This is a genomic window from Micromonospora citrea (assembly GCF_900090315.1).
GTDB lineage: Bacteria > Actinomycetota > Actinomycetes > Mycobacteriales > Micromonosporaceae > Micromonospora > Micromonospora citrea.
In genome coordinates this window covers 867,635-890,507 of record NZ_FMHZ01000002.1, presented here as the reverse complement: position 1 = coordinate 890,507, position 22,873 = coordinate 867,635, and the positions used below count along the sequence as shown (strand labels likewise).

19 protein-coding genes and 3 pseudogenes are annotated in these 22,873 nt (G+C 77.1%); 17 read left to right on the top strand and 5 right to left on the bottom strand.

What is annotated here, in order from left to right; all coding sequences use genetic code 11:
• The first annotated feature begins 108 nt into the window (after nucleotides 1-108).
• From cobO to cobA, 12 genes and pseudogenes are all read left to right on the top strand, one after another.
• Nucleotides 109-720 carry a cob(I)yrinic acid a,c-diamide adenosyltransferase gene (gene cobO / locus GA0070606_RS04305; RefSeq protein ID WP_091095266.1) on the top strand — a complete coding sequence of 204 codons (612 nt, stop codon included), beginning with the start codon at nucleotides 109-111 and terminating at the stop codon, nucleotides 718-720.
• Nucleotides 717-2,084 carry a cobyrinic acid a,c-diamide synthase CobB gene (locus GA0070606_RS04300; protein WP_091107274.1) on the top strand — a complete coding sequence of 456 codons (1,368 nt, stop codon included), beginning with the start codon at nucleotides 717-719 and terminating at the stop codon, nucleotides 2,082-2,084. Before cobO ends, GA0070606_RS04300 begins: the two co-directional genes overlap by 4 nt.
• A 71-nt stretch (nucleotides 2,085-2,155) precedes the next feature.
• Nucleotides 2,156-2,956 (top strand): precorrin-2 C(20)-methyltransferase, encoded by an 801-nt coding sequence (cobI, locus tag GA0070606_RS04295; protein ID WP_091107272.1) that lies wholly within the window; start codon nucleotides 2,156-2,158, stop codon nucleotides 2,954-2,956.
• Nucleotides 2,953-3,834 carry a precorrin-4 C(11)-methyltransferase gene (gene cobM, locus GA0070606_RS04290; protein WP_425413022.1) on the top strand — a complete coding sequence of 294 codons (882 nt, stop codon included), beginning with the start codon at nucleotides 2,953-2,955 and terminating at the stop codon, nucleotides 3,832-3,834. Before cobI ends, cobM begins: the two co-directional genes overlap by 4 nt.
• Nucleotides 3,831-4,976, top strand: coding sequence for a cobalt-precorrin-5B (C(1))-methyltransferase (locus GA0070606_RS04285; protein ID WP_091095264.1), 1,146 nt, complete (start codon nucleotides 3,831-3,833; stop codon nucleotides 4,974-4,976). The genes cobM and GA0070606_RS04285 overlap by 4 nt, the downstream gene beginning before the upstream one ends.
• Nucleotides 4,973-6,319, top strand: a complete 1,347-nt coding sequence (gene cbiE / locus GA0070606_RS04280) for a precorrin-6y C5,15-methyltransferase (decarboxylating) subunit CbiE (RefSeq protein ID WP_091107267.1) — start codon at nucleotides 4,973-4,975, stop codon at nucleotides 6,317-6,319. The genes GA0070606_RS04285 and cbiE overlap by 4 nt, the downstream gene beginning before the upstream one ends.
• Nucleotides 6,316-6,879: pseudogene (locus GA0070606_RS33970) on the top strand (precorrin-3B C(17)-methyltransferase); the annotation flags it as partial. The gene cbiE and the pseudogene GA0070606_RS33970, both read left to right, overlap by 4 nt.
• A 147-nt stretch (nucleotides 6,880-7,026) precedes the next feature.
• Nucleotides 7,027-8,199 (top strand): annotated as a pseudogene (gene cobJ, locus GA0070606_RS33965) (precorrin-3B C(17)-methyltransferase); the annotation flags it as partial.
• A pseudogene (locus GA0070606_RS04270) lies at nucleotides 8,187-8,410 on the top strand (DUF362 domain-containing protein); the annotation flags it as partial. The pseudogenes cobJ and GA0070606_RS04270, both read left to right, overlap by 13 nt.
• A gap of 48 nt (nucleotides 8,411-8,458) precedes the next feature.
• Nucleotides 8,459-9,466, top strand: a complete 1,008-nt coding sequence (locus tag GA0070606_RS04265) for a HoxN/HupN/NixA family nickel/cobalt transporter (RefSeq protein ID WP_483819075.1) — start codon at nucleotides 8,459-8,461, stop codon at nucleotides 9,464-9,466.
• Nucleotides 9,463-10,053, top strand: a complete 591-nt coding sequence (locus GA0070606_RS04260; RefSeq protein ID WP_091095257.1) for a precorrin-8X methylmutase — start codon at nucleotides 9,463-9,465, stop codon at nucleotides 10,051-10,053. Before GA0070606_RS04265 ends, GA0070606_RS04260 begins: the two co-directional genes overlap by 4 nt.
• Nucleotides 10,050-11,765: a uroporphyrinogen-III C-methyltransferase gene (gene cobA / locus GA0070606_RS04255; RefSeq protein ID WP_091095255.1), complete on the top strand. Its 1,716-nt coding sequence runs from the start codon at nucleotides 10,050-10,052 to the stop codon at nucleotides 11,763-11,765. Before GA0070606_RS04260 ends, cobA begins: the two co-directional genes overlap by 4 nt.
• Before the next feature lie 318 nt (nucleotides 11,766-12,083).
• Here the strand turns inward: cobA and crcB are convergent, their stop codons facing one another.
• The 3 genes from crcB to GA0070606_RS04235 all read right to left on the bottom strand — a co-directional run bounded on the left by crcB (nucleotide 12,084) and on the right by GA0070606_RS04235 (nucleotide 14,776).
• Nucleotides 12,084-12,446: a fluoride efflux transporter CrcB gene (gene crcB / locus GA0070606_RS04250; protein ID WP_091095253.1), complete on the bottom strand. Its 363-nt coding sequence runs from the start codon at nucleotides 12,444-12,446 to the stop codon at nucleotides 12,084-12,086.
• A complete protein-coding gene (locus tag GA0070606_RS04245; RefSeq protein ID WP_091095250.1) occupies nucleotides 12,443-12,961 on the bottom strand; it encodes a fluoride efflux transporter FluC in 519 nt (172 codons plus the stop codon). Before GA0070606_RS04245 ends, crcB begins: the two co-directional genes overlap by 4 nt.
• Before the next feature lie 1,056 nt (nucleotides 12,962-14,017).
• Nucleotides 14,018-14,776 (bottom strand): class I SAM-dependent methyltransferase, encoded by a 759-nt coding sequence (locus GA0070606_RS04235; protein ID WP_091095246.1) that lies wholly within the window; start codon nucleotides 14,774-14,776, stop codon nucleotides 14,018-14,020.
• A gap of 315 nt (nucleotides 14,777-15,091) precedes the next feature.
• Between GA0070606_RS04235 and GA0070606_RS04230 the strand changes: the two genes are divergently transcribed.
• The 5 genes from GA0070606_RS04230 to GA0070606_RS04210 all read left to right on the top strand — a co-directional run bounded on the left by GA0070606_RS04230 (nucleotide 15,092) and on the right by GA0070606_RS04210 (nucleotide 19,366).
• On the top strand, nucleotides 15,092-15,526 hold the full coding sequence (locus GA0070606_RS04230; protein ID WP_091095244.1) for a DUF6766 family protein: 435 nt from the start codon (nucleotides 15,092-15,094) through the stop codon (nucleotides 15,524-15,526).
• A gap of 260 nt (nucleotides 15,527-15,786) precedes the next feature.
• Nucleotides 15,787-17,094: a phenylacetate--CoA ligase PaaK gene (gene paaK / locus GA0070606_RS04225; protein ID WP_091095242.1), complete on the top strand. Its 1,308-nt coding sequence runs from the start codon at nucleotides 15,787-15,789 to the stop codon at nucleotides 17,092-17,094.
• Between the two features lie 28 nt (nucleotides 17,095-17,122).
• Entirely contained in the window at nucleotides 17,123-17,503 is a 381-nt protein-coding gene (gene paaI / locus GA0070606_RS04220; RefSeq protein ID WP_091107265.1) for a hydroxyphenylacetyl-CoA thioesterase PaaI, read from the top strand.
• Nucleotides 17,504-17,625: 122 nt separating this feature from the next.
• The gene (locus GA0070606_RS04215) at nucleotides 17,626-18,735 is read left to right on the top strand and encodes a nucleotide disphospho-sugar-binding domain-containing protein (protein ID WP_091107263.1); all 1,110 of its coding nucleotides are present in this window, start codon (nucleotides 17,626-17,628) and stop codon (nucleotides 18,733-18,735) included.
• Between the two features lie 64 nt (nucleotides 18,736-18,799).
• Complete coding sequence (locus GA0070606_RS04210) at nucleotides 18,800-19,366, top strand: dienelactone hydrolase family protein (RefSeq protein ID WP_091095241.1); 567 nt, start codon at nucleotides 18,800-18,802, stop codon at nucleotides 19,364-19,366.
• A gap of 92 nt (nucleotides 19,367-19,458) precedes the next feature.
• On the opposite strand, the gene GA0070606_RS04205 is transcribed toward GA0070606_RS04210, so the two are convergent.
• Both GA0070606_RS04205 and GA0070606_RS04195 read right to left on the bottom strand, forming a co-directional pair.
• A complete protein-coding gene (locus GA0070606_RS04205) occupies nucleotides 19,459-20,352 on the bottom strand; it encodes an aldo/keto reductase (protein ID WP_091095239.1) in 894 nt (297 codons plus the stop codon).
• Between the two features lie 158 nt (nucleotides 20,353-20,510).
• Nucleotides 20,511-22,781, bottom strand: coding sequence for an adenylate/guanylate cyclase domain-containing protein (locus GA0070606_RS04195; protein ID WP_245724564.1), 2,271 nt, complete (start codon nucleotides 22,779-22,781; stop codon nucleotides 20,511-20,513).
• Nucleotides 22,782-22,873 lie beyond the last annotated feature (92 nt).

The window sequence follows — 22,873 nt, the reverse complement described above, 5'->3', positions numbered from 1 at the left end:
CGCCACCAGCGCCGTGACCGCCACCAGCGCCGTGACCGCCACCAACGCCGTGACCGGCGGCGCCGCCGTCAGCGCCGGCGTCGGCCGGGAGAACAGGAGTGTTGCCTGATGCCGCAGGGGAAGCCGTCCCACGTGCCCGCCGACGGGCTGACCACGCGCCAGCGGCGCAACCGGCCGCTGCTGGTCGTCCACACGGGACAGATGAAGGGGAAGTCGACGGCCGCGTTCGGGCTGGCGCTGCGCGCCTGGACCGCCGGGCTGCCGATCGGGGTGTTCCAGTTCGTCAAGAGCGCCAAGTGGCGGGTCGGCGAGGAGAACGCCTTCCGCGCCCTCGGCGAGGTGCACGAGCGCACCGGACAGGGCGCCCCGGTCGCCTGGCACAAGATGGGCGAGGGCTGGTCCTGGATCCAGCGCGGCGGCGAGGCCGACCACGCCGCCGACGCCCTGGAGGGCTGGCGGCAGATCCAGCGCGACCTGGCCGCCGAGCGCTACGGCCTGTACGTGCTCGACGAGTTCACCTACCCGATGAAGTGGGGCTGGGTCGACGTCGACGAGGTGGTCGACACCCTGGCGAACCGCCCCGGCTTCCAGCACGTCGTCATCACCGGCCGGGACGCCGACCCGCGCCTGGTCGACGCCGCCGACCTGGTCGCGGAGCTGACCAAGGTCAAGCACCCGATGGACGCCGGCCAGAAGGGCCAGAAGGGCATCGAGTGGTGACCGTCCACCCCGGCGCGCCGTGGGCGCTGCCGCGCGTGGTGGTCGCCGCGCCCGCCAGCGGGCACGGCAAGACCACCCTCGCCACCGGGCTGCTCGCCGCGCTGCGCCGCCGCGGCCTGACCGTCAGCCCGCACAAGGTCGGCCCCGACTACATCGACCCCGGCTACCACGCGCTCGCCGCCGGCCGCCCCGGCCGCAACCTCGACCCGTGGCTGGTCGGCGAGGAGCGCGTCGCGCCGCTGCTGCGGCACGGTGCCGCCACCCCGACGCCCGCCGACATCGCCGTGATCGAGGGCGTGATGGGGCTGCACGACGGCGCGGTCGGCCGCCGGGGGTACGCCTCCACCGCGCACGTCGCCCGCCTGGTCGACGCCCCGGTCCTGCTGGTGCTCGACACCACCGCCCAGGGTCGCTCCGCCGCCGCGCTCGCCCTGGGCATGGCCGCGTTCGACCCCGACGTGCGCATCGGCGGCGTGATCCTCAACCGGGTCGGCTCGCCCCGGCACGAGTCGCTGCTGCGCGACGCGCTCGCCGAGGTCGGCGTACCGGTGCTCGGGGCGGTCGCCCGCGCCGCCGAGGTCGCCGCCCCGGCGCGCCACCTCGGGCTGGTGCCGGTCGCCGAGCGGGCGCCGGAGTCCGTCGCGATCGTGGCCGCCCTCGCCGACCTCGTGGCGGCCACCGTGGACCTGGACGCCGTGCTCGACCTGGCCCGCACCGCCGGCCCCCTGCGCGCGCCGGCCTGGGACCCGGTCGCCGCCGTCGGCGGCCCCGCCGGCGCCGGGCGTCCCGTGGTGGCGGTCGCCGGCGGACCGGCCTTCACCTTCTCCTACGCCGAGACCGCCGAGCTGCTCGCCGCCGCCGGCGCGACCGTCGCCCCCTTCGACCCGCTGCGCGACCCCGGCCTGCCCGCCGGCACCCGCGCAGTGGTCGTCGGCGGCGGCTTCCCCGAGGCGTACGCGCCGCAGCTCGCCGACAACGCCACGCTCCGCGCCGAGCTGGCCGACTTCGACGGCCCGGTCGTCGCCGAGTGCGCCGGCCTGCTCTATCTCGGCCGGCACCTCGACGGGGTGCCCATGTGCGGCCGGCTCGACCTGACCGCCCGGATGACCGACCGGCTGACCCTCGGCTACCGCGACGCCGTCGCCGTCACCGGCTCTCCGCTGCACCGCCCCGGCGACCCGGTACGCGGCCACGAGTTCCACCGCACCGTCACCGACCCCGGGCACGGCGACCGGCCGGCGTGGCGCTGGGACGGCGCCGAGCACGGCTTCGTCACCGACCGGGTGCACGCCTCCTATCTGCACACCCACTGGGCCGGCCACCCGCAGGCCGCCCGCCGACTGGTCGAGGCGGCCAGCCGGTGACCGCCCACGGCGACCGTGTGCCGCCGGGCGGACCCGACGGGGGCGTGCCGGCGGCCGAGGGCCGCGACCCGATGACCGGGCGTGACGGCCACGTGGACGGCGGCGCGCACGGGGGCGACGCAAGCGCGACGCTGACCGGAGTCGGCGTCGGTCCCGGCGACCCGGAGCTGCTCACCCTGCGGGCGGTCCGGGTGCTGGCCGAGGCCGACGTGGTGTTCGTACCCGTGATGGAGCGATCCGCCGCGGACGGCGACGCGCCCCCGGGCCGGGCCGAGGCCACGGTGGCCGCGCACGTCGCACCGGACCGGCTGCGCCGGCTGCCGTTCGCCCTCGACGACCGGGGCGGGGTGACCGCCCGCCGGACACGCGCCTGGGACGACGCGGCGCGGACCGTGGTGGACGCGGTCGACGGCGGTGCCCGGACGCTCGCCTTCGCGACCATCGGCGACCCGAACGTCTACTCCACCTTCGGCTACCTCGCGCAGACCGTCCGGGCCCTGCGCCCGGCCGTCGAGGTGCGGACGGTCCCCGGGATCACCGCCATGCAGGACCTCGCGGCGCGCAGCGGCGTGCCGCTGTGCGAGGGCCGGGAGCCGCTGACGCTGCTGCCGGCAACCGCCGGGCTGGCGCTCTTCGCTGACGCGCTCGCCGGCCCCGGCACCGTCGTGGCCTACAAGGGCTGGCGGCGGCACGCCGAGCTGGTCGCCGAGCTGCGCCGGCAGGGCCGCCTCGACGACGCCGTGCTGGGCCGGGGCCTCGGGCTGCCCGGCGAGCGGATCGGCCCGGTCACCGACCCGGCCGACGACGACCTGCCGTACCTGTCGACGCTGCTCGTCCCGGCCCGCCGGGGCGCAAGAGGGGGAAAACTGTGAGCACCACGCCGATCGCGGACCGCGGCGACGGGGGCGCGCAGCCCGGCCCGGGCAAGGTGTGGTTCGTCGGGGCCGGCCCCGGCGCGGCCGACCTGCTGACCCTGCGCGCCGCCCGGGTGATCGGCGCGGCCGACGTGGTGGTCTGGGCGGCCAGCCTGGTGCACGCCGACGTGCTCGCCCACGCCCGCCCCGACGCCGAGATCGTCGACTCGTCGCGGCTGCCCATCGAGGGCGTGCTGCCGCTCTACCGGCGGGCCGCCGCCGACGGGCTGACGGTGGCGCGCATCCACTCCGGCGACCCGGCCCTGTGGGGCGCGGTGCAGGAGCAGCTCGACCTGTGCCGGGCGCTCGGGCTGGCCGTCGAGATCGTCCCCGGCGTCTCGTCGTTCACCGCCGTCGCGGCGATCGTCGGCCGGGAACTCACCATCCCCGAGGTCGCCCAGTCGGTGATCCTGACCCGGCTGGAGGGCGGCAAGACGCCGATGCCGCCGGGCGAGCGGGTCCGCGAGTTCGCCCGGCACGGCGCCACCATGGCCCTGTTCCTCTCCGCCGCCCGCTCCGGGCAGGCGCAGGCCGAGCTGCTGGCCGGCGGCTACCCGGCCGACACCCCGGTCGTGGTGGCGTACCAGGCGACCTGGCCGGACGAGCTGGTGGTGCGGTGCGCCCTCGGCGAACTGGAGGCCACCGTCAAGGAGCACAGGCTCTGGAAGCACACCCTGTTCCTGGTCGGCCCGGCGCTCGCCGCCGCCGGCACCCGCTCGCACCTCTACCACCCCGGGCACTTCCACACCTTCCGGCGGGCCGAGCCGGCCGCCCGCGCCGACCTGCGCCGCGCCCGCGCGGGCGGCACGACACCGGGGGACGGGCGCGCCCGATGACGTACGCCGAGCCGCCGCTGCGCGAGCCGGACCTGCCGCGCACGGCGAAGGTCCGGCCCACCGCGCTGCGTACCGGCTGGACCACCGGCGCCTGCGCGACGGCGGCGGCCAAGGCGGCGCTGACCGCCCTGGTCACCGGCGTGCCGCAGCGGCAGGTGGAGATCGGCCTGCCCGCCGGCCGGCGGGTCAGCTTCCCGGTGGCCCGCTGCGAGGTCGACGGCCGCGCGCGGGCGGAGGCGGTGGTGGTCAAGGACGCCGGCGACGACCCGGACGTCACGCACGGCGCCGAGCTGACCGCCACCGTGACCTGGCGGGACGAGCCGGGGCTGCGCCTCGACGGCGGGCCGGGCGTCGGCACGGTCACCCGGCCGGGCCTCGGCCTGCCCGTCGGCGGGCCGGCCATCAACGACACCCCGCGCCGCATGATCGGCCAGGCCGTCGCCGAGGTCGTCGACCTGGCCGAGGTGGGCGTCCGGGTGGTGGTCAGCGTGCCGCGCGGCGAGATCATGGCCCGCAAGACCACCAACCGTCGGCTCGGCATCCTCGGCGGCATCTCCATCCTCGGCACCACCGGCGTCGTCCGGCCGTTCTCCACCGCCTCCTGGCGGGCCAGCGTGGTGCAGGCGGTGCACGTGATGGCCGCCCAGGGGGAGCGGACGGTGGTGCTGTGCACCGGTGGGCGCACCGAGCGGGCCGCCCGCACGCTGCTGCCGGAGCTGCCCGAGGTCTGCTTCGTGGAGGTCGGCGACTTCACCGGCGCGGCCGTCACCGCCGCCGTCGCCGACGGGATGACCGGGGTGGTCTTCGTCGGGATGGCCGGCAAGCTCGCGAAGCTCGCCGCCGGCGTCCTGATGACCCACTACACCCGGTCCAAGGTGGACCTGTCCCTGCTGGGCGAGGTCACCGCCGAGGCGGGCGGCGACGCCGAACTGGTGGCGGCGGTCGTCGCGGCGAACACCGGGCGGCACGCGTACGAGCTGTGGGAGGCCGCCGGGCTGCTCGGCGCCGCCGGCGACCTGCTCTGCCGGCGGGTGCGCCAGGTGCTGCTCCGATTCGCCGGGAACGCGGTCACCGCCGACGTGGCCATGGTCGACTTCGCGGGCGACCGCGTCGTCGCCTCCTCGGGCCGGTGGGCGGCATGACCGGGACGCCGCCCCGGGTGGACGCGTCCCGAGCGGACGCGTCCCGGGTGGGCGCGTCCCGGGTGGGCGCGTCCCGGGTGGGCACCGGGCCAGCGTGGACCGCGAGCCCGTCCGCCGGGAGCCCGTCCGCCCGGAGTGCCGGGCCGGTCGTGACCGTGGTGGGGATCGACGCCGGCGGGGGACCGCCGCACCCCGCCGCCGCGCCCGTGCTCGCCGGTGCCCGTCTGGTGGTCGGGGCGGCCCGGCACCTGGCCGCCGTACGCCCGCCGGCCGGCGCCGACACCGTCGTCCTCGGGCCGCTCGCGCCGGCGCTGGAGCGGCTGGCCGCCGCCGTCGCGGCCGGGGTTCCCGCCGTCGTGCTCGCCAGCGGGGATCCCGGGCTGTTCGGCGTCGTCCGGCGGCTGCGGTCGGCGGGGCTGCCGCTGCGGGTGCTGCCGGCCGTCTCCAGCGTGGCCGCCGCCTTCGCCCGCGCCGGGCTGCCCTGGGACGGCGCGGCCGTGGTCACCGCGCACGGCCGCGACCCGCGACCGGCGCTGAACGCCTGCCGCGCGCTGCCCGCCGTCGCGGTGCTCACCGCCCCCGGGGCCGGGGCCGCCGAGCTGGGCGCCGGCCTGGTCGGCTGGACCCGCCGGCTGGTCGTCGCCGAGCGCCTCGGCACCGACGCCGAACGGCTCACCGAGACCACCCCCGAGCAGGCCGCCGCCCGCGACTGGGACGACCCGCACGTGCTGCTCAGCCTCGCCGGCGAGCCGGGCGCGGCCGGGATGCGGTCGGACAACCAGCCGGCCGCCGCCCCGGCCGGCGGGTGGGCGCTGTCCGAGTCCGCCTACGCGCACCGCCATTCCATGATCACCAAGCCGGAGGTACGCGCCCTCGCCGTCGCCCGGCTGCGGCCCCGCCTCGGCCGGCTGGTCTGGGACGTCGGCGCGGGCAGCGGTTCGGTCGGCATCGAGTGCGCGCTGCTCGGCGCGGCCGTGGTCGCCGTCGAACGCGATCCGGCGGCGCCGGTGCGCGCCAACGCCGTACGACACGGCGTCGACGTCCGGCTGGTCGTCGGCGCCGCCCCCGGCGCCCTGGCCGGGCTGCCCGACCCGGACGCCGTCTTCGTCGGCGGCGGTGGCGTCGACGTGCTCGCCGCCGTGACGCACCGCCGGCCGGAGCGGGTGGTGGTCACCCTCGCCGCCGTCGACCGCGTCGCCCCGGCGGTCGGGCTGCTGCGCGCCGCCGGCTACGCCGTGGAGGGCGTCCAGCTCTCCGCCGCCCGCCTCGCCGACCTGCCCGGCGGATCCATCCGACTCGCGGCCACCAACCCGGTGGTCGTCCTCACCGGGGAGCGCCCGTGAACCACCCGCCCACCGCCACGGACCGGCCGACCCGGATCGGCCTGGTGGCCGCCACCGCCGCCGGGCGGCGGCACGCCGGCGTCCTCGCCGACGCCTGGCCGCACGCCCGCCTCGTCACCGCGGACACCGTCGCGGACGCGCTGCGCGCCGCCTGGACCGGGTGCGACGCGGTGGTGGCGTTCCTGGCCACCGGGGCGGTGGTGCGCATCCTCGCGCCGCTGCTCGGCGACAAGCACACCGACCCGGCCGTGGTGGTGGTCGACGAGGCCGCCCGGCACGCGGTCGCGCTGCTCGGCGGGCACGCCGGAGGCGCCAACGACCTCGCCGGGCGGGTCGGGGCCCTGCTCGACGCGCGGCCGGTGGTCAGCACCGCCACCGACGCGGCCGGCCTGCCCGGCCTGGACACCCTCGGCTGGCCCGTCGAGGGCGCGGTCGCGGCCGTCAGCCGTGCCATCCTCGACGGCGAGCCCGTCACGCTGGTCGCCGACGCCGCCTGGCCCCTGCCCGCCCTGCCCCCCAACGTGCGCCCCGCCACCGAGGCGGCGCCGGCCGGCGCGCCCACCGGGTCCGGTGCGCCCGCCGGCCGGGCCGGGTCGGGTGCGCTCGCCGGGTCCGGTGCGCCCGCCGGAACGGCGGTGTCGAGCGGCCCTGACGCGATGCCCTCGGGGGCTTCGCGCGGCCCCGGCGCGATGACGGTGAGGTCTTCGGGTGGCGGGTACCGGCTGCTGGTCACCGACCGGATCGTGCCGATCGACGACCGGACGGCCGTGCTGCGGCCCCCGTCGCTGGTCGCCGGGGTCGGCGCCAGCCGGGGCGTACCCGCCGCCGAGGTGCGCGACCTGCTGGACCGGACGCTCGCCGAGGCGGGGCTCAGCCCGGCCAGCCTGCGGCACCTGGCCAGCGCCGACATCAAGGCCGACGAGGCGGGCATCCGGTCGACCGCCGACGCGCTCGGCGTACCCCTGGTGACGCATCCGGCGGCGGAGCTGGCAGCCGTCGACGTGCCGCACCCCAGCGAGGTGGTCCGCGCCGCCGTCGGCACCCCCAGCGTCGCCGAGGCGGCGGCGCTGCTCGGCGGCGACGCGGAGCTGCTGGTGCCGAAGACCGCGACGGCGATGGCCACCGTGGCGGTCGCCCGGCACGCCCCGCGCGGCCGGCTGGCCATAGTCGGCCTCGGCCCGGGCGCGCCCGACCTGCGCACCGCCCGCGCGGTGACCGAGCTGCGCCGCGCCGCCGTGGTCGTCGGCCTCGACCAGTACGTCGACCAGGTGCGCGACCTGCTGCGCCCCGGCACCCGGGTGCTGGCCAGCGGGCTGGGAGCGGAGGAGGAACGGGCCCGCGCCGCCGTCGCCGAGGCCGTCGCCGGGCACGCCGTCGCGCTGGTCGGCTCCGGCGACGCCGGCGTGTACGCGATGGCCAGCCCCGCACTGGAGCACGCCGACGAGCGGATCGACGTGGTCGGCGTGCCCGGGGTGACCGCGGCGCTGGCCGCCGGCGCCCTGCTCGGCGCGCCGCTCGGCCACGACCACGCCTACCTGAGCCTGTCCGACCTGCACACCCCGTGGGAGGTCATCGCCCGCCGGGTGGCCGCCGCCGCCGAGGGCGACTTCGTGGCGCTGCTCTACAACCCGCGCAGCCGCGCCCGGGACTGGCAGCTCGGCGCGGCGCTGGAGGTCTTCGCCGCGCACCGGCCGCCGGACACCCCGGTCGGGGTGGTGCGCAACGCCAGCCGGGCCGACGAGCGGGTGCACCTGGCCACCCTGGCCGACCTCGACCCGGCGCTCGTCGACATGTACAGCGTCGTGGTGGTCGGCAGCAGTCAGACCCGGATCGTCGCCGGCCGGATGGTGACCCCGCGGGGGTACCGGTGGCGGCGGTGACCATCGGCGCCTGCCAGGGCTGCGGCGCCTGCCTGCTCACCTGCCCGACGCACGCGATCCGGCCGGTGCCCGGCGGCCTCGCCGTCCGCGACGACCGCTGCACCGGCTGCCTGGAGTGCCTGGAGATCTGCCCGGTGGACGCGATCCGCGTCACCGGACCCGACCAACGTGGAGGAAGCCGATGAGTTCGACCGCGGTCAGCGCCGCACCCCCGGCCGGCCGGTGGAGCCGCGCCGAACGGCTGCGCCTCGGCGGCATCGTGCTCGCCGTGGCCGTGCTGCACGTCGCCGGCTGGAGCCTCTACCTGTACTGGAACGACCAGCCCGCCGCCGCCGGTGGGCTCGCCGGGGCCGGCACGCTGGCGTACCTGCTCGGCGTGCGGCACGCCTTCGACGCCGACCACATCGCGGCGATCGACGACACCACCCGGCTGATGCTGTTGCGCGGCCGGCGCCCGGTCGGCGTCGGCTTCTTCTTCGCCCTCGGGCACAGCGGGGTGGTGCTGCTGCTCGCCCTGGTCGTCGGCCTCGCCTCGGCGAACCTCGCCGGCCCCGGGCTCGCCGAGGCCCGCGAGGTGGGCGCCACCGTGGCCGTCCTCACCGCCACGCTGTTCCTCGCCCTGGTCGCGGCGCTCAACGCGGCGGTGCTGGCCGGCCTGGCGCGGCTGTGGCGGCGGCTGCGCCACGGCGACCTCGACGAGCGGGAGCTGGACCTGCACCTGCTCAACCGGGGCCTGGTGCAGCGCGTGCTCGGCTCCCGCGCCCGCGCGCTGGTGCGCTCCTCCTGGCACATGGCGCCGGTCGGGTTCCTCTTCGGCCTCGGCCTGGAGACGGCGAGCGAGGTGACCCTGCTCGCCCTGTCGGCCAGCACCGCCGCCGCCGGCGGGCTGCCGGTGCTCGCCCTGCTCACCCTGCCGCTGCTCTTCGCCGCCGGAATGTCCGCCATGGACACCGCCGACAGCCTGCTGATGAGCCGCGCCTACTCGTGGGCGTACCGGCAGCCGGCCCGGCGGCTCTACTACAACCTGGCCACCACGGCGGTGACCGTGCTGGTCGGCGGACTGGTCGCCAGCGTCTACGCCGTCGGCCTGCTGGTCGACCACCTGGGCTGGTCGGTGCTGTCCGGGTACGCGGGGATCGCCGACCACTTCGAGCAGCTCGGGTACGCCGTCGTGGCCCTCTTCGTGCTCGCCTGGGGCGGCGCGGTGGCGCTGTGGAAGCTGCGCCGCTACGACGAGCGCTACGGCGCCGGGGCGGTGCGGCCGTGAGCCGGACCGTGCACCCCATCGAGGCCGAGTCGTACCGGATCCTGCGTTCCCGGGTCGACCTGGCGCACCTGCCGCCGCTGACCCGGGCCGTCACCGAGCGGGTGGTGCACGCCAGCGCCGACCTCGACTACGTCACGGACCTGGTCTGCGACGAGGCCGACCTGACCGGCGGGCTGGCCGCCCTGCGCGCCGGCGCGCCGGTGGTCACCGACGTGGCGATGGTCGCCGCGGGCATCACCGGCCGGGAGACGGTCTGCCCGGTCGCCGAGCCGGCCGCCGCCGAGCTGGCCCGCGCGGCCGGCATCACCCGCTCGGCGGCGGCGGTGCGCATCGCCCTGGAGCGGGTCGGCCCCGGCGCGGTGTGGGTGGTCGGCTGCGCGCCGACCGCACTGGAGGAACTGATCACCCTGGACGCCCGTCCGGCGCTGGTCGTCGGGCTGCCGGTCGGCTTCGTCGGCGCCGCCGAGTCGAAGGCGGCCCTGCGGGCCAGCGGCCTGCCCGGGGTGTCCAACCGGGGCGAGAAGGGCGGTTCGGCGGTCGCCGCCGCCGCCCTCAACGCCCTGCTGTACGTGGAGGAGGAACAGTGACCGCTCTGGTCATCGTCGGGCACGGCACCCGCAGCGCGGCCGGGGTCGAGCAGTTCGTCGCGTTCGTCGAGCGGGTCCGCCGCCGCGCCGCCGGCGCCCTCGGCGACGTCGAGGGCGGCTTCATCGAGCTGTCCCGGCCGCCGCTCACCGACGCGGTGGGCGCGCTCGTCGACCGGGGCCACCGGTCGCTGGTGGCGCTGCCGCTGGTGCTGACCGCCGCCGGGCACGGCAAGGGCGACATCCCGGCCGCGCTGGCCCGCGAGCGGGAGCGCCACCCGGGGCTGAGCTACGTCTACGGACGGCCGCTGGGCCCGCACCCGCTGCTGCACACCGCCCTGGAGCAGCGCGTCGACGCCGCGCTGGCCGGCGACGACCGGGCCGGCACCTGGGTGGCGCTGATCGGGCGCGGCTCCACCGACCCGGACGCCAACGCCGAGGTCGCCAAGGTGGCCCGGCTGCTCTGGGAGGGGCGCGGCTACGCCGGCGTCGAGCCGGGCTTCGTCTCGCTGGCCGAGCCGTCGGTGCCGGCGGTGCTGGACCGGCTGCGCCGGCTCGGCGCGCGGCGGATCGTCGTCGCGCCGTACTTCCTCTTCGCCGGGGTGCTGCCCGACCGGATCGCCGCGCAGTCGGCCGACTTCGCCGCCGCCCACCCCGACCTGGACGTGCGGGTGGCCGACCTGATCGGCGACTGCGACGCCCTCGCCGACCTCGTGCTCGAACGGCACGCCGAGGCGCGCCGCGGGGACATCCGGATGAACTGCGACACCTGCGCGTACCGGGTGCTGATGCCGGGCTTCGCCGACAAGGTCGGCCGGCCGCAGACGCCGCACGACCACCCCGACGACCCGGTCGACGGCCACGGCCACGGGCACGCCCACGGTCACGGCCACGGCCACGCCCACGGTCACGGCCACGGTCACGGTCGGCACGGCCAGGTCGAGGGGCGGTGCGGGCACGACGCGGAGGGCCCGCACCGTGGGCACGTCGCGGTGGTCGGTGGCGGCCCCGGACCGGAGGACCTGATCACCGTACGGGGCAGGGCCCTGCTCGACGCCGCGGACGTGGTGGTGGTCGACCGGCTCGCCCCGCGCGGACTGCTCGCCGGGCTGCGCCCCGGGGTGGAGGTGGTCGACGCGGCCAAGGTGCCCCGAGGGCCGTCGATGGGGCAGGACGCCATCAACGCCGCCCTCGTCGCGCACGCCCGCGCCGGGCGGCGGGTGGTGCGGCTCAAGGGCGGCGACCCGTACGTCTTCGGGCGCGGCCACGAGGAGGTCCAGGCCTGCGCGGCGGCCGGCGTGGAGGTGACCGTGGTCCCCGGCGTGACCAGCGCGGTCGCCGCCGCCGCCCTGGCCGGTGTACCGGTGACCCACCGGGGCGTCGCGCACGACGTCACGGTGGTCTCCGGGCACCTGCCGCCCGGGCACCCGGACTCGCTCGTCGACTGGGCGGCCCTGGGCCGGGCCCGGGGCACGGTGGTGCTGCTGATGGCCGTGGACACGGTCGGCAAGATCGCGGCGGTGCTGGTGGAACACGGCCGCGCCCCGGACACCCCGGTCCTCGCCGTGCAGGACGCCGGCCATCCCGGGCAGCGCACGGTGACGGCCAGGCTGGACGAGATCGGCGCGGCCGCGGCCCGGGAGGGGATCGGCCCGCCGGCCGTCTTCGTGCTCGGCCCGGTGGTCGCGCTGGCGTCCTCGGACCTGCCCGCCTGACCGGCAGGCCTGACCCGCCCGGCGGGGGCGTCGGTGCGACCGCCCCCGCCGGGCGGCCGGCTCTCGCCCGCCCTCGCATGCTCTGGCCGGCGCGCCCCGCCGGTCGTCTGTATCCGCCGGGTTGGTGCGCTTCCGTCGGTTGGCGCGCTTCCGTCGGTTGGTGCGCTTCCGTCGGTTGGTGCGCTTCCGTCGGTTGGTGCGCTTCCGTCGGTTGGTGCGCTTCCGCCGGTCGGTGCGCTTCCGCCGGTGGGTCTGCTCCCGCCGGCCGGTCTGCTCCCGTTCGTCGGTGTGGTCCGTCCGTGCCGGCTGTCGGCCCTGTCAGCCGGTCAGCGCGTGGGCCAGGATGAAGCCGGTGCCGGCGGCGGCGAGACCGGCGGCCACGCTGGCCAGCACGTTCGCGAGGGCGAGCAGTCGTCGGCCCCGCCGGACCAGCCGCAGCGTCTCGTAGCCGAAGGTCGAGTACGTGGTCAGCGCCCCGCAGAAGCCGGTGCCGAGCAGGGCGCCGGCGGCCGGACCGACCGGGAGCCCGACCAGGATCCCGAGCAGCAGCGACCCGACCACGTTGACCGTCAGCGTGCCCCACGGGAAGGCCGAGCCGAGCCGTGCCTGCACCGCCCGGTCGGCGAGGTAGCGCAGCGGCGCGCCGACGGCCGCCCCGAGCGCGATCAGCAGCACGATCACCGCCCGCCCCTGTCGTCCGTCGGGCCGGTCGCCCTGTCGTCCGGCCGGCCGGTCGCCGCGTCGAGCAGCCGGCCGGCGAGCGCATCGCCGAGCCAGACCGCCACCAGCGCGCCCGCAAGCGTCGCGGCGAGGTAGCCCAGGGCCACGGCCGGGGCCCCGGCGGCCAGCGCCCGGTGGACGTCCACCGCGTACGTCGAGAAGGTCGTGTAGCCGCCGAGCACCCCCGCTCCCAGGAACGGACGCAGCAGGGGACGGCGGTCGTCCGCCCGGCCGAGCGCCGCCATCAGGACGCCGATCAGGAGGCACCCGGTCAGGTTCACGCCGAAGGTGACCCAGGGGAAGCCGGTGGGGCCGTGCGGGAAGGCATGCTGGAGGCCGGCCCGGGCCAGGGCACCGAGCGCGCCGCCGGCGGCGACGGCACCGAGCACCGCCCCGGGGCGCACGGCCAGCTCGCCCCGGTCGGCGGGTACGCGTAGGTCGACGTCGGGGTCGACGCGTGGGTCCGGTCCGGACATCTCTCCTCCCCGCCGGGTGCCACGGGCGGGGACCGTCGGTGTGTGATCGTCAGCCTAGTGGCCGCTCGCGGCGGGCGCCCAGGCGTCCCGGTGGCCCGACGCGCCTGTCGGCTGGTCGGGATCGACCTGCCCGGCGGCCCGGCCACGCTCGGCGGTCGGACGGGGCACCGGGTCGAGCTACGCCCCGCGCGGGTCCATCGTCGATTCGGGGCGGGTCGCGGGGGCGGCGCGGGTGGCGGGTGGCGGGTGGCGCGGCGGCGCCGGGGTCGCGCTGGCCCGGCGGCTTGGCGGGCTCGGGTGGCGGCGGGGCGGGGGCGCGGGGGGCGGCGGCCCTGAGGGGCGGCGGGGCGGGGGTCGCGGGTGGCGGCGCCGGCAGCGCCGGTGTAGAAGCCGGTGGCAGGACGGGAGGCAGCGGAAAGCCAGTGGCAGGGGCATCGAACGCCAAGGGCAGTATCGAACGCCAGAGTGATGGCATACCCGCCGCACGCTGTCGAGCTGATGTCGTAAACGATTCAACTCCTGGGTCGCCTGAAACCGCCTTTGGTGCCCCGCCGGGACCTACGCCATGCTGCCGGTCCGGGCAGGCAACCGGGTGAGGTGCTGAGCTGAAGACGCCGCGATGCCGCAGGCGGTTCAGCTCTCCCGCTGCCGCGGTGAGGTGTTGTGGCTCGACTTCTCGCGGTGCGGCGATGAGGTGTTGTGGCTCGACTTCCCGCGATGCCGCGATGCCGCCATGCCGTGTTGCCGGTTGACTACCTGCGGCGTCGCCATGATGCGAAGCGGACCGACTCTCCGTCCCATCGTGATGTCGTAAACGACTCAGCTCGACAGCGCGTGGATGTCATTGCGCCAGTCCGGCTGCACTCGACCCGCTGCACTCGATCGGTCGCACTCGACCGCCCGAACCGGCCGAGCTGGTCCGGTCGCACCCCGGCTAGCTGATCCAGCCGAAACCGGCCGAGCCGGTCCGGTCGCAACCAGCCCGGCGAGCCAGCTCAGCCGCCCCTGACCCAGCCACAACCGGCCCGACCGGCCCGACCGGCCCGGGCCGGGCCGTCAGCGCACGCCGGCGACGGCGGCGTCGGTGCCGCCCCGCCACACCGTTCCCACCTCCGCGAAGCCGGCGGCGGTCAGCGCGGAGAGGTGCCAGGACACCGGCGGGGTCCACTCCGGGCTGTGCCCGGTGGGATAGATGGCGTGCCGCTGCGCGACGAGCGGGCGCAGCGCCGGGTCGGCGGCCGCCCGCTCCCACCACTCCGCCCAGGACAGGGCGGCTCCGGCGGCGTACCGGGCCGCCCGGCGGTCGCGCGCCCGGTCGAGCAGGCGTTTGCTGAGCTGGGGCAGCGTGTCGTCCGGCATGTGGTCGGCGTTGACGAGGATCCCGCCGGGGCGCAGCAGGTCACGCAGCTCGGCGTAGAGCAGGGTCAGCCGCTCCGCCGGCAGCCAGTGCAGCGCGGTGGCGGTCAGCACCGCGTCGTAGTCGCGGTGGGGGAGCGCGGTGTGCCAGTCGGGCCGGGCGAGGTCCGCCGTGACGACCGTGACCCGGTTGCCGAGGGAGGCGCGGGCCAGGGCGAGCAGCGCCGGGTCGAGGTCCACGAGCGTCACCTCGGCGTCGGGGAAGCGGCGCAGTGTCCGGTCGGAGATGCTGCCCGTCCCGCCGGCCAGGTCGAGCAGCCGCAGCCGATCGCCGTCGTGGACCGCGTCGACGGCGTCCAGCATCGCGGTGAACCGGTGCTCGCGGTCAGGCAGGTACGCCTCCTGCTGGCGGTCCCAGCTCTCCTGCCAGGCGGCGGCATCCGTGATGTAAGGAGTCATGGCGATCAGGCTAGTTACGTTGACCGGCGAGTGTCCAGACCTTGTTGCCATACTTTCGCAATTGCCAAACGGCGGCAGGGTGGTGGCGGGGCGTGGGCGAGGGCGTCGCTCCCGGCACCCTCGCGTCTCCTGCCGCCGTAGCCGCGCCGCGCCACCGGTCTGTGCCATTCCCTGCCGCCGCTCCCTGCCGCCGTGCCGCGCTGTCGTGCCGGGCTGCCGCGCCGCCGCGCCGTGCCGCCGTGCCGGGCCGCCGTTTCGGCGTGCGCGGCCCGGGGCATAGGCCTCACCAGGGGATTCATCGAGAGGGGGATCGCGATGGCCGAGATCATCAGGACCGCCTCCGACGCGGGTCCGTCCGGAGCCGCGTCCAACGGTCGGCGGTCGCGGGGCCGGGCCGCCGGGCCGCCGTTCCGTAAGCCGAGATGGCCCAAGGCGTACGCCTTCGCGCTGGTGACCGGGGCGCTCTTCCTGGTCTCCTGGATCGGCCAGTTCGTCTTCCAGGCGGTCGTGGAGAGCAACGAGGCGAGCCAGCACGGCCAGTCCTTCGCCTGGGCCGATTTCCTGCCGCAGTTCCTCGCCTCCACCCTGGAGAACTGGCAGTCCGAGTTCCTCCAGTTGGTCTGGCAGGCGGCCGGCCTCGCCCTGTTCTACTACTGGGGTTCTTCCCAGTCGCGGGAGTCCGACGAGCGGATCGAAGCCAAGCTGGACGCGCTGCTGCGCGAGCGCAACCTGGACCCGGATAACCCGTGACACGCCACCGCGCCGCGCGTTGACCTTCCGCCGCCGCCGCCGCCGCCGCCGCCGCCGCCGCCGCCGCCGGTCCGGGCCGCTGCCGCAGGTCCGGGCCGCCGCCGGCCCGGACCGGCGCTTGCCCGGGCCGTCGGTGGTGCGCCGCCGGCGGCCGGCGTACGGTACCAAGATCGGCGGACGGGGCGGCCCGGCTCCGGGACGGCCCGGTGTGCCCGTGCGCGCTCGTGCCGCCGCGCCACCGTGACGTGCAGGAGGCACCGATGCAGGACCGCGCCCCGCGCCCGGAGGATCTGGAGCCGATCGAGCGGGCGAGCGTCGACGAGTTGCGCGCGGTGCAGCGAGAGCGGCTGCGACGGTCGCTGCGGCACGCGTACGACAACGTCCCGCACTACCGCCGCGCCTTCGACGCCGCCGACGTGCACCCCGACGACTGCCGGGACCTGGCCGACCTGGCCCGTTTCCCGTTCACGGGCAAGGCGGAGCTACGGGAGAACTACCCGTTCGGCATGTTCGCCGTGCCCCGCGAGCGGATCGCCCGGCTGCACGCCTCCTCCGGTACCACCGGCCGGCCGACCGTGGTCGGTTACACCGCCGAGGACCTGAGGACGTGGGCCCGGCTGATGGCCCGGTCGATCAGGGCCGCCGGCGGACGCCCCGGCGACCGGGTGCACGTCGCGTACGGCTATGGGCTGTTCACCGGCGGGCTCGGCGCGCACTACGGCGCGGAGGAACTGGGTTGCACCGTCATCCCCGTCTCCGGCGGGATGACCGAACGCCAGGTGATGCTGATCCGCGACTTCGAGCCCGAGGTCATCATGGTCACCCCCAGCTACATGCTCGCCATCGTCGACGAGATGGAACGGCAGGGCGTCGACCCGCGCCGCACCTCGCTCCAGGTGGGCATCTTCGGCGCGGAGCCGTGGACGGAGGACATGCGCCGGGAGATGGAGCAGCGCCTCGACATGCACGCCGTCGACGTCTATGGACTGTCCGAGGTGATGGGGCCCGGCGTGGCCAACGAGTGCGTGGAGACCAAGGACGGGCTGCACCTGTGGGAGGACCACTTCTATCCGGAGATCGTCGACCCGGTCACCGGCGAGGTGCTGCCTGACGGCGAGCGCGGTGAGCTGGTGCTCACCTCGCTGACCCGGGAGGCGATGCCGGTCGTCCGCTACCGCACCCGCGACCTCACCCGGCTGCTGCCCGGCACCGCCCGCCCGATGCGACGGATCGAGAAGATCACGGGGCGCAGCGACGACATGATGATCGTGCGCGGGGTGAACGTCTTCCCCACCCAGATCGAGGAGCTGATCCTGCGTACGCCGCAGCTCTCGCCGCACTTCCAGTGCGTCCTCGGGCGGCAGGGGCGGATGGACACGCTGACCGTCCGCGTCGAACGGCGGGCGGGGGTGGACGTCGAGGCCGCCGAACGGGCCGGCGTCGCGCTGGTCGGGCTGGTCAAGAACACGATCGGGGTGAGCGTGGCGGTCGAGGTGATCGCCCCGGACGGGGTGGAGCGGTCGATGGGCAAGATGCGGCGGATCGTCGACCAGCGGCGGGGCGGCTGACGTGGCCGGGCGCAACGCCGCGTACGACATGTTCGACGCCGACGCGGCCTCCAAGGGGCTCGGCATCGAGCTGGTCGACGCCGCCGACGGCGCTGCGGTGGCCCGGATGCGGGTCACCGGCGCGATGGTCAACGGCCACGCCATCGCGCACGGCGGGTTCGTCTTCCTGCTCGCGGACACGGCCTTCGCGCTGGCCTGCAACAGCCACGGCCCCGTCACCGTGGCCGCCGGCGGCGAGATCACCTTCGTCCGTCCCGCCCGCGAGGGCGACCTGCTGACCGCCCACGCCACCGAGCGCACCCGCTACGGCCGCAGCGGCATCTACGACGTCACCGTCACGCGGGAGGGCGGCGAGGTGGTCGCCGAGTTCCGGGGCCGCAGCCGTACGCTGCCCGCGACCGCCGGCTGAGCCGCCCGTCGCGTCGTCGCGGCGCCGACCGTGCGGTAGCTCGCCGGGACCGCGTCGCCCTGGGCAGGGGGCTCAGCGTCCCGTCCCGCACGGCGATTCCGGCCGGGAGTAGCATGTGGACCGTGCGAGTGCTGGTGGTCTCCGCGCCGTTGATCGGGCACGTCTTTCCCCTGCTGCCGCTGGCCGGCGCACTGCGGGACGCCGGGCACGAGGTGCTCGTCACCACCGCGGCGGACGCCCTGCGGGCGGAACAGTCGGGCCTGCCGGTGCGCGACGTCGCGCCGACGTTCGACTTCGGACGGATCGCCCGCGCGATGATGCTGCGCCACCCGCTGATCGCCCGGGCCGAGCTGGCCGGCACCGGCGGCACCCGGGGCGCCGGGATGATCTTCGGCACGGTCAACGACCAGCTCGCCGACGGGGTGGTCGCCGTCGCCGAGGAGTGGAAGCCCGACCTGGTGATCCACGAGCCGTTCGCGGTGGCCGGGGCGCTCGCCGCCGCGAAGCGCGGCGTGCCCGCCGTACGCCAGGAGAACTCCCTCTTCGACGGCCGTGACCTGGTGCGGGCCACCCTCGCGTCGCTCGGCGCCGCCCTGCGCCGACACGGCGTGGCGGAGCTGCCGCCCCCGGCCGCCGCCATCGCCGTCGGCCCGCCCAGCCTGCTCTCCCAGGACGGCTGGCCGATGCGCTACGCCGCCCACTCCGGTGGCGGCGAGCTGCCGCAGTGGCTGCGCGAGCCGGGCGAGCGCCCGCGGGTGCTGGTCAGCCGCAGCACCGTCGCCGGCCCCGGCAGCGCCGGTCCGATGCCGGCGGTCCTCGCCGCCGCCGACCGGGTCGACGCCGAGTTCGTCCTGGTCCGCCCGGACGCGCGGCTGGCCCGCCGGGCGCTGCCCGGCAACGTGCGTACCGTCGACTGGATCCCGCTGCCCGAGGCGCTGCCGGCGAGCGCGGCGCTGGTCCACCACGGCGGCGCGGGCAGCGTCTTCACGGCCCTGATCGCGGGCGTGCCGCAGCTGGTCACCGTCGGGGCCGGCGACCGCCGGCACAACGCCGAGCTGGTGGCCCGGCGCGGGGCCGGCCTCGCGGTGCGGCCCCGCGACATCACGGCCGACGCGCTGACCCGGCTGGTCGGCGACCCGGGGCTGCGCGAGGCGGCCCGGCAGGTCAGCGCCGAGATCGCCGCCATGCCGGGGCCCGAGGAACTGGTGCGGCGCCTGGAGGCGCTCGTGTGACCCACCGGGCTGCGGGCCCGCGCGGCGACCCGGTCCTGTCGGGGGTCTGGGGCAGGATGCCGGCATGGGACACGTGGTGCTGTTTCACTCCGTCTACGGGTTGCGGCCCGCCGTGCTGACGGCCGCCGACCGGCTGCGTGCCGCCGGGCACACCGTCGACACCCCCGACCTCTATGGTGAGCCGGCCGCCGAGACGGTGGAGGACGGCTTCGCCCTGCTCCGCGAGATCGGGCAGGAGGCGGTGCTGGACCGGGCCCGGGCGGCCCTGGGCGAGGCGCCTGCCGACGCGGTGCTGGCCGGGTTCTCGATGGGCGCCGGGGTGGCCGGGGCGCTGCTCGCCGAACGTCCCGACGCGGCGGCGCTGCTGCTGCTCTGCGGCACCGGCGGCGAGCCGGAGGCGGTCCGGCCGGGCCTGCCGGTGCAGCTGCACCTGAGCGACCCCGACGACTACGACGCGGAGCCGGAGGTCGCGCAGTGGCGGCGGGCGATGACCGCGGCCGGCGCGGAGCTGTCCGTCCACCGCTATCCCGGCGTCGGGCATCTCTACACCGACCCCGAGCTGCCCGATCACGACGCGGCGGCGGCCGCACGGACCTGGGAGCGGGCCGTGGCCTTCCTCGCCGACCGCTGACCGGCACGCCGGGCGTGGCCAGACGCGCGCCCCGTCGGCCCGGCCGGTTCCGGTTCGCCGGCCGTTCACCAGGGGCCGGCCCACGACCGCGTTCAGCCGAGGCGGGCCAGGTCGTCGGCGGAGAGCCGGATGGCACCGGCCGCGACGTTCTGCGCCAGGTGCTCCGGATCGCCGGTGCCGGGGATGGCCAGCACGTGCGGCCCCTGGTGCAGCGTCCAGGCCAGGCGGATCTGGTGCGGCGTCACCCCGTGGGCCCGGGCCACCGCGCGCACCGCGTCGCCGTGGTCGCCGCCCGCGCCCGACTCCCGGCCGCCGCCGGCGATCGCGAAGAACGGCACGAAGGCCACCCCGCGCTCCCCGCAGGCACGCAGCAGGTCGTCGGCCCAGCGGTTCGCGTCGAGGGCGTACGCGTTCTGCACGCACACCACCGGCGCGATGGCCTGCGCCTCGTCGAGGTGGTCGACGCGCACGTTGGACAGTCCGAGGTGCCGGATCAGCCCGGCGTCGCGCAGCTCCGCGAGGGCGGCGAAGCGCTCCGCCACCGAGTCCCGCCCCTCGCGCCGGACGATGCGCAGGTTGACCACGTCCAGGTGGTCCCGGCCCAGCCGGCGCAGGTTCTCCTCCACGTCCCGGCGCAGTTCGGCCGGGGTCAGCTCCCGGTGCCGGCTCGCCTCGTCGAAGGACGGCCCGACCTTCGTGGCGATGACCAGGTCCTCCGGGTACGGCGCCAGCGCCTCCCGGATCAGGTCGGTGGCGTAGCGGCGGGGACCGGTGCCGACGCCGAGCGGCCCGCCCGGCGAGACGTAGAAGGCGGCGGTGTCGATGTGGTTGACGCCGAGCTCGACCGCCCGGCGCAGGACGCGGACGGCGCGCGCCCGGTCCGGGTCGGCGGTCAACCGCATGGAGCCGAAGCCCATCCGGTGCACGGTGCGGTCGCCGAGGGTCCAGGTGCCGGCGGCGGAGGCGGTGATCTCTTCGACAGGCATCGGGCGAACGTAGCCAACGGGCGGGGCCGGCACACTCGGTCGGCCGCCCGATACCGATCGGGGCCGGCGACGGTTAGGTTGGATCGTGGGGGAACTGCGCGTCTCGCCCGCCCCCCTTGGTGCGCCGACGACGGCAACCAGCGCTGCGTCCGCGTCGGTCAGGGCGGCGAGGTGCTGGCCACCGTCGACCTCGACCGCGGCGCCTTTTCCGGCACGCTCGGCCGCGACCGCGACCCGCGCCTGTTCGTCGTCGGCCAGAACTGGGGAGGACCCGAGCGGTCGCAGCCCAGCGGACGGGTCGTGGCCTTCCCGGCACCCGCGCCGGGAGCCGGCAGGCCATGACCGGCCGCCCGGGTCGCCAGGGCGGGCAGCCGGGCTGCCGCACCGTCCGAGCCCGCCGTCGGCACGGTCGAAGAGAGAGGCGGCGCAAGGGCCACCCGCACCGCCGTGACCGGCACGGCCGTGCGGATCTGCGATCCGGGCCACCGGACATCCGCTCCGTCACGACGCCTCGTGACGCCGTCCGGACCGCGATCACGCGGCCGTCGGACATCCGCTCCGTCACGACGCCCCGTGACGCCGCCCGGACCGCGATCACGCGGCCGTCGCCGAGCCGCCACGACCGCCGTGTCGCGCTGCGGCGTCGGTTCCCGGTCGGCCGCTCCAGGGACCGGCGCCAACGCGCCCGCCGGCAGCCCGGCCCGCAGGGCGAAGGTCGCGCGCACCGCCCTCGGCAGCCGGGCGTACGCGACCTCGCGGAGCACCGGGTCGGCGACCGCGTACCGGCCGTCGGCGCGGACGACCAGCAGCCCCGACGCGGCGAGCGCCCGCAGCGCGGGCAGGGCCCGGTCGGGCGTCCAACCGAGCAGGCGCGCCACCGACGGCGCGGTGACCCCCGCGTCGAGGGTCGCGGCGGCCATCAGCACCGCCCGCCGCGTGGCGTCGAGGCGGTCCAGCCGGGCGTCCACCTCGCGGCGCACCGCGTCGGGTACGGGCAGCCGCGCGGGCGGCGCGCCACCGATCGTCGCCACGTACGCGGTCGCCCGGCCGGGGTTGCCGTCGACCAGCGGCAGCAGGCGGGCCGCCTGCGCCGCCGGCCGGTCGGCCCGGCGCAGCAGGTGGCGCAGCAGCCGGCCGGTCTCCACGGGGCGCAGCGGCGGCACGTCCAGCCGGTGCCGGCGGCCGGCGGGCAGCACGTCGGCCCACTCCGGACGGTGCACCGCCACCACCGCCAGGGGCAGGGACCGGGCGGTGGCCGCCGCGAAGAGCCGGTGCAGGAACCGGTGCAGCTCCCCGGTGGCCCGGTCGAGGTCGTCCACCGCCACCACCAGCGGCTCCCGGGCGGCGAGGGCCAGCAGCGCCTCCCGCGCCACCTCCGCGCCCCGGGCCGCCCCGGGCGAGGCGTCCGGCCCGGACAGCAGCTCCTCCAGCGCGCACACCGACCCGGTCAGGCGGCCCGGCGGCACCAGGCCGGCGACGGCGGCGGCGAGCCGGCGGCGTACGGTCGCGGGCGGCTCGTCCGCGCGGAGGCCGGCGAGCCCGCGCACCAGGTCCGCGACGGGCGCCAGGGCCTGCGGGTACGGCGGGCAGTGCGCGACGCACCAGCGCACCGGCACGTCGTCCACCGCCGCCACCGCGTGCCGCAACTCGTGCAGCAGCCGGCTGCGCCCGACGCCGGCGGGGCCGACCAGCGACAGCCAGCGCGGGCTGCGGTCCCGCAGCGCCCGCAGGACCAGGTCGCGGGCGGCGGCCAGTTCGCGTCGCCGCCCGACCAGCGGACCCTCGTGCCGGGTGGGGGCCGGCCGGGCCGTCCCGGTGGCGTGCCACACGTCCACCGGCAGCGCCTTGCCGGCGAGGGCCACCGGCGGCACCCGACGCTGCTCGATCAGCCCCTCGGTGGCCCGCCGGGTCGCCGCGCAGAGCGCCACCCCGCCCGGCGGGGCGTACGCCTGCAACCGGGCGGCGGTGGTGATCACCGCGCCGCTGGCCGCGCCGTGCCCGCCGTCGCGCGTCGCCGCGAGGTCGACCAGCGCCTCGCCGGTGGCCACCCCGACCCGCACCCGCAGTCGCGGCGTGCCGGGCAGCGGACGCCGGTCGAGGGCCCGCTGGATCTCCAGCGCCGCCCGCACCGCCCGGTACGCGTCGAACCCGTCGGACCCGCGGGCCCCGAACAGCGCCATGACCGCGTCGCCGATGTACTTCTCGACCACCCCGTGCCACCGGCGCAGCACCCCGGCGACGGTGTCGAAGTAGGCGCGCTGCAACGCGCGCACGTCCTCGGGGTCGAGCCGGTCGACGAGCGCGGTGGACCCGACGATGTCGGCGAACAGCACGGTGACGGTGCGTCTCTCCTCCGGCACCGGCCAGGCTGCCGGGGTGACGCGCTGCGGACCAGCGAGGATGGTGGGCATGGGCATGGGCATCGGCATCGGCATCGCACCTGCCTTTCCCCCCGTTGGCTGACGACGCCTCGGACCCTGTCACCTGCCGGCCGACGGGGGATCTGCAGAACGACGTATGT

Excerpts from the sequence above, each read along its gene's own strand:
- GA0070606_RS04245 (WP_091095250.1), bottom strand. The coding sequence starts at position 12,961 with ATGTCCGGACCGGACCCACGCGTCGACCCCGACGTCGACCTACGCGTA.
- GA0070606_RS04230 (WP_091095244.1), top strand. The coding sequence starts at position 15,092 with ATGGCCGAGATCATCAGGACCGCCTCCGACGCGGGTCCGTCCGGAGCC.
- paaI (WP_091107265.1), top strand. The coding sequence starts at position 17,123 with ATGTTCGACGCCGACGCGGCCTCCAAGGGGCTCGGCATCGAGCTGGTC.
- cobO (WP_091095266.1), top strand. The coding sequence starts at position 109 with ATGCCGCAGGGGAAGCCGTCCCACGTGCCCGCCGACGGGCTGACCACG.
- GA0070606_RS04235 (WP_091095246.1), bottom strand. The coding sequence starts at position 14,776 with ATGACTCCTTACATCACGGATGCCGCCGCCTGGCAGGAGAGCTGGGAC.
- GA0070606_RS04285 (WP_091095264.1), top strand. The coding sequence starts at position 3,831 with ATGACGTACGCCGAGCCGCCGCTGCGCGAGCCGGACCTGCCGCGCACG.
- paaK (WP_091095242.1), top strand. The coding sequence starts at position 15,787 with ATGCAGGACCGCGCCCCGCGCCCGGAGGATCTGGAGCCGATCGAGCGG.
- GA0070606_RS04205 (WP_091095239.1), bottom strand. The coding sequence starts at position 20,352 with ATGCCTGTCGAAGAGATCACCGCCTCCGCCGCCGGCACCTGGACCCTC.
- GA0070606_RS04195 (WP_245724564.1), bottom strand. The coding sequence starts at position 22,781 with ATGCCGATGCCCATGCCCATGCCCACCATCCTCGCTGGTCCGCAGCGC.
- GA0070606_RS04210 (WP_091095241.1), top strand. The coding sequence starts at position 18,800 with ATGGGACACGTGGTGCTGTTTCACTCCGTCTACGGGTTGCGGCCCGCC.
- cobI (WP_091107272.1), top strand. The coding sequence starts at position 2,156 with ATGACCGGGCGTGACGGCCACGTGGACGGCGGCGCGCACGGGGGCGAC.
- cbiE (WP_091107267.1), top strand. The coding sequence starts at position 4,973 with ATGACCGGGACGCCGCCCCGGGTGGACGCGTCCCGAGCGGACGCGTCC.